Here is a 5,247-nt window from a genome sequence, read left to right as displayed (position 1 = left end):
TTGCTTGAGCGTGTAGTAGAAGGATAGCACATGTCAACAAGACGATTCACTGATCGCCTCTAACACCAGTAACCGTTTTTTGATTGCAAGAAAAAACCTCTGTAAATTCCTTCCCGTAGACAGACTACTTCAGTTTGGTACGATATTTTGTCTCCTGCTACAGATAAAACTTCTGCGACACCTTATACGGAATGATTCAGTCAAATAACAAATAGTGACGCTTAGCCCGACGAGATGGAGAGAGCAACATGGAATATCAATTGATCATACAGTTCCCAGCAGAATCGCTCGACGATTTCGATGCATTGGTGCGACTTGAGGACAGGATGATTGGGGCCGTCGGCAGTGCGGCAAATATTGATGGGCATGATTTCGGCTCGGGTGAAGCGAATATCTTCATCATCACATCTGATCCGAAAGCGACTTTCGACCTGCTTCGAAACCAACTTGAACTACAAGGCATTTTGGACCAATGTAAGGTAGCCCATCGGGAAATATCTGGTGAGCAATATACCGTGCTCTGGCCAGCTGATTTTAAAGGAGTATTCATGGTGCTGTAGAAGGAACTGCGGATGAATTGACAAGTCACACCCACTGAAGTAGGACCACTCATACACCATGAAACACCTGACCTTAATCATCGCCTTCGTCATATTACCGACAACATTGTGCTTCTCCGAAGAAAAGCCAAAGCCGCCCGCAAACCGGCCTGTTCTCAAGCGAGACATCATTGGCTTGTGGCTGATGGGACAATCTTTGTGCGAAGGTGCCGAGTCTTTACCACGCGTCACACCCACTGATGAAGGCTGGGGAAACTTGATGTTCCAACGCGGAGTGCGCACCTGGTCTTACGGCAAGCTTGGTAACAAACCGCAAGCACGACCCGCTGAGCAGTTTACCTTCGTGCCTCTCACCGCAACAAAAAATGGCGGCCTGGGTGAAACCATCGCCAACGGAATGGCCGATCATTTAAAAGCCCGTTTGCCCGGTTCTCCGAAAAACCAAGGCCGGCTGAAGAACGAGGCTCCTCACTTTCTGGCCGCTTATGCCGGTCAGGGCGGACGTCTCATTGACGAGCTTTCCAGCGTCGATCAGTCCACCGATGATCGCACTCCCGCCTCGCGCCAACATGGTGGCGGCTATTACAAAACCAGTCTCGACGATGCACGTCGCGCCCGAGGTCAAGCGGAAGCAATGGGAAAAGACTTTGGTATCGCCGCTTTGATCTGGATGCAGGGCGAAGCGAATGCCGGCCCCACCGGCGGCATCAATCCCAGTCGCTGGGGGAAGGAACTCACGCGACCCACAGGACAAGAATGGTATCGCGATCGGCTCATCCATTATCGAAAGCAATGGTCGCGCGACCTGCAGAAGATCACGGGACAAACCGACGAAATCCCCATGTTTACGTACCAGACCCTGAGTCCGGCTGGCGAGGCCCAACTCATGGCAGCCGACCTTGACCCCCACATCACGATGGTCGGCCCCCACTACATGGTGCCGAGTGCCGTCAACAGTCGCTATGCAGGTAGATACGGAGATCCGATTCACCTGTCCGCAGATGGCGAACGCTGGTTCGGTGAGCAGGTTGCCAAGGTTGTTCATCGCGTCCTTATAGAAAGTGAAAAATGGCAACCCCTGCGTCCGCGAAAGTCATGGATCGCCCCCGATCGAACGAGTGTGCTTGTAGAATTTCAGGTACCAAGACCTCCACTCGTTTTAGATGAAACGTTTCTTCCGCGCGAACAGTATCCGTCAGGCGACAATTTCCAATCACTCTATGGATTCCAAATCCGTGACACCACCCGCGCGATCATGGTCATCAGGTCTATTGAAGTTGAATCGCCCAACCGCATCCGTATCCGGCTGGCCTCGCCCTTGAAAGCAGACACAAACTACAACCTCAGCTACGGTTTGCCTTATGCCGGTCAGATCGGGAAAATCGTCGGTGTCAGAAAAGGACCTTCAATTGCCGACCAGCCAACCACCGAATTGCTCATTAACGGAAATCTCGAGCAGCAACTGAAACCACTGATCGCCGAAGGAGCCTTCTATGTTACCAACATGCTCACCGGCGACGCCTATGCGCGAGTCCCCATCCGCTACGTTGACGAAAAAGAAGGAACAACGATTCTGCGTTTCGAGAATCGCGAACGCCGCAACCTGACAGACTTTGAGACAGGCCAGACACTCACCACAATGCGTGGCTTTTCCTACGGGAACCTGCGGGATTCCGATCCCGAGTCGGCAATCTATCAGTTCGCTGACTCAGCCTATGGCAATCGCGTTGGACAAGCCTATCCACTATGGAACTGGGGCGTGCTCTTTAATCAATTTCCCATTTCGGAAAAATGAATTGAACGCCACGATCCGCTTTCGAATTCACTCCCCGGGATAGCGGTCCCAGCGGTACGCGAGTTTGGAATTTTTCCAGAAGACTTTGTCGAGAGCGGACTGCCCTTTGTCCTGCAAATACTCAACCAGAATTTTTTGCAGCGTGACGTAGTCGGCGGCGCGTTCGGAGACGGGCCAGTTACTGCCGAAGACCATGCGGTCGACGCCAATGTTTTTCCAGATTACATCCAGCGTGGGACGATAATAGGCAACGTCGTCGGGAACCTTTTTGGGATTTTTCCGTGAGGCGCCTTCTACTAATGCGGAGATTTTAATAAAGACCTGCCTTTGATCGGACAGCGCTTCCATAGATCGCTTCCATTGCGGGTCGATCTCGTCTCCGTTGACAGCTGTGTTGCCGATATGATCCACGACGATTCGTAAATCGGGAACCAGCTTTGCCACCTGCTGTGCACTTTCTAGTGTGGCCGGCGGACCGTTCAAATCGATCTCCAGTCCCGCATCAGCCAGCATTTTCAAATCGTCGACAAATCGCTGATTTGGTAATCCCGCCTGAATCACATTATGCAACACGCGAATGCCTTTATAGAGCGGATTTTTGGAAAATCGTTTGAGGTGTTTGCGAAAGTCTTCTTCGCCGGGTGTCAATCTTCCCACAAAACCGATAATGACCGGATTCTCTTTCGCCTGATCCAAAATCCACTGATTGTCTTCTACCCATTTACTGGCTTCCACAACCACCGTGGCATTCACGGGCTGATATTTTTTCAGTTCGACAAAATCTTTCGGCAAGACCCTGCGATAGAGTGAAGAACCTTTGGGAGGCCAGGGCACGCCTTCGGGACGCGTGGGATCATAAAAATGTGTATGGGTATCGACCACTTTCGTCGGCAGAAGTACGCGGGATTTACTGTCCGCACGCAAGCCAACCCCGGTCTGAGCCGCCATCACTCCGGCTGATGCAGTCTTCAAAAATGTACGACGATTGATCTGTCCCATGATGCTGTTCCTCTGTCTTGGTTTCATTCAGTGTGAACATGTTGACTATATCAGAATACCTAATATTTCTCAGTCTGCCATATCTCTCTACCTTTACAATAATATACGTAATCGTCGCTCAAATTTGAATCGCACTTCCCTTTGACGGTTGTTTTTGCTAATTTTCACCTTCTGCGTATCTTCACTACCTCATTATGAGAAAATTGTTGCCAGGATCGGCTGCAAGCATATTCAACGGACTTGATACTGTCATGCCCGAGTCAAATGACCAAAACTCGAGTTGGAATCGTCGTGAACCACAGTCGTTTGAGACTGAGGATTCAGGGACCGGTCAATGGGAAGATTCCGGCACGGAAAGCCCGCGCGAGTGGGATGCAAGTGACTTTGATCTCTCTCTCAGATTTGAAGATTACGCTCCACTCTGGATGCAGAAAGTGAAATCGTTTTTTGGTAAAGATCCGGAATGGTCTCTAGCTTCCAGCGTTGGCGCGATCGCCATCATCCTTACGGTTTTACTTTTATTGGCCATGCCCGATCACAGGCCTATGGATGTTGCCGCCGACTTTGCGAAACCCGTTATCCTGGGAAGCCTGCCCGATTCGAAGCCCATCGATTCACGCATTGAATTCGTTCCCCCCGACTCGTTTCTCCTGGTCGATTTTGAAACAGAGCCACTCTATGTCTCGTTTGGGAATAAGCATCGTCCTTTCTCAGGGATTGCAGCCCGAGAAGAAAAACCGACTCGACTCGAATTGCCCGATTTTAATCTGGCGCCAGAACCTGCATCATCACTGGTATTGAATGTTCAGAAAATCAGAATCATCGAACGGGAAATGCTGGACCCGAATATCGACGCGCAGTTTTTAGTCGAAGCAAAATCTGATTCAGTTGAACTGCATAGTCAACTGGAGCCCGCTGATCGATTCCTGTTTGATCAAAACTGGAAACTCATTGATCTTGCCAGAGTTGATCTGATAGAACCTCAAATCATTCGCCCTACACTGTACCACGAACGTTATCCCGGTGGTCAACCCAGTAGACAACATCTACAGGTGGGACAGGAACAACCCTTCGAACGCAGCCGACTCGATCATCTGACGCGTGTGACCGCGCCGCAGCAGGAAGCGAAATTGAATCTGGATATTCGCAAACAGTTTCCCGAATCGGGAACCGCGAATCAATTGTTAACCTATTCCATTCTTGTGAAAAATAGTGGCACCTCTCCTGCCTACGATGTACACGTTGATGAAACGCTCTCGCCTCTGGCCAGTCTGGTTGATTTTTCTCCAAGAGGGGAAGTCAAAGAAAATCATCTGCACTGGAAAATTTCCCGGCTGGATCCCAATGAAGAACGCGAACTCCGTGTCAAAGTATTTCTGAATCAGACTGGGAATGTAAAAACAAATTCGAAGATCAAACTGGTTTCGAATGTAGCAGCCTCGACTCAAATCACTGCTCTGAATCTGGATGTACAAATCAAAGGCCCTGAAACGGTGACCGAGGGAGACATCTTCGGAATTGATTTTGTGATCACTAATCAGGGAGAGAGAAATCAGAAGGAAGTCAGCCTGGATCTGGACCTGCCCGCAGGGCTGGAACATCAACAGGGTCGACAACTCACATTGAAAATCGATCAACTGGATTCAAAACAGTCACGCACGTTCCGCGCCCGCGTCAAAGCGACAAAAACAGGAGCCGTCAGCTCGCAGGCCATTCTGATGGCAGAAGGTCTCGCGCTAGGCGAAGCAGCGCTAGATCAAAAAGTCGTAAAAAGAAAAACCGAACGCAAGCCAACGCCTGCAAAACAGGTAACACCTGCACCGAATTCTACACCGGCCCCTTCGGCACAATCTCCTTCGGCACAATCTCCTTCGGCACAATCTCCTTCGGCAC

4 protein-coding genes are annotated in these 5,247 nt (G+C 50.3%); 3 read left to right on the top strand and 1 reads right to left on the bottom strand.

Translation table 11 applies throughout. The features are described from left to right. Positions 1-248 precede the first annotated feature (248 nt). The gene (locus Q0668_RS13415; RefSeq protein ID WP_298865500.1) at positions 249-560 is read left to right on the top strand and encodes a hypothetical protein; all 312 of its coding nucleotides are present in this window, start codon (positions 249-251) and stop codon (positions 558-560) included. A 58-nt stretch (positions 561-618) separates the two neighbouring features. Next, complete coding sequence (locus Q0668_RS13410; protein WP_298865498.1) at positions 619-2,355, top strand: phosphate ABC transporter substrate-binding protein; 1,737 nt, start codon at positions 619-621, stop codon at positions 2,353-2,355. A 27-nt stretch (positions 2,356-2,382) separates the two neighbouring features. On the opposite strand, the gene Q0668_RS13405 is transcribed toward Q0668_RS13410, so the two are convergent. Next, positions 2,383-3,354, bottom strand: coding sequence for an amidohydrolase family protein (locus Q0668_RS13405; RefSeq protein ID WP_298865494.1), 972 nt, complete (start codon positions 3,352-3,354; stop codon positions 2,383-2,385). Between the two features lie 251 nt (positions 3,355-3,605). On the opposite strand from Q0668_RS13405, the gene Q0668_RS13400 reads away from it, so the two are divergent. Then, positions 3,606-5,247 (top strand): hypothetical protein (locus Q0668_RS13400; protein ID WP_298865492.1); only part of this gene is annotated, 1,642 nt, incomplete at its 3' end.

The organism is uncultured Gimesia sp. (assembly GCF_937910335.1).
In the GTDB taxonomy this organism is placed as follows: Bacteria; Planctomycetota; Planctomycetia; order Planctomycetales; family Planctomycetaceae; genus Gimesia.
Note: the sequence above shows the minus strand (reverse complement) of the source record. Positions and strands in the feature narration are given on the sequence as shown.

Coding starts and splice junctions, on each gene's coding strand:
- Q0668_RS13410 (WP_298865498.1), top strand. CDS start 619: ATGAAACACCTGACCTTAATCATCGCCTTCGTCATATTACCGACAACA.
- Q0668_RS13415 (WP_298865500.1), top strand. CDS start 249: ATGGAATATCAATTGATCATACAGTTCCCAGCAGAATCGCTCGACGAT.
- Q0668_RS13405 (WP_298865494.1), bottom strand. CDS start 3,354: ATGGGACAGATCAATCGTCGTACATTTTTGAAGACTGCATCAGCCGGA.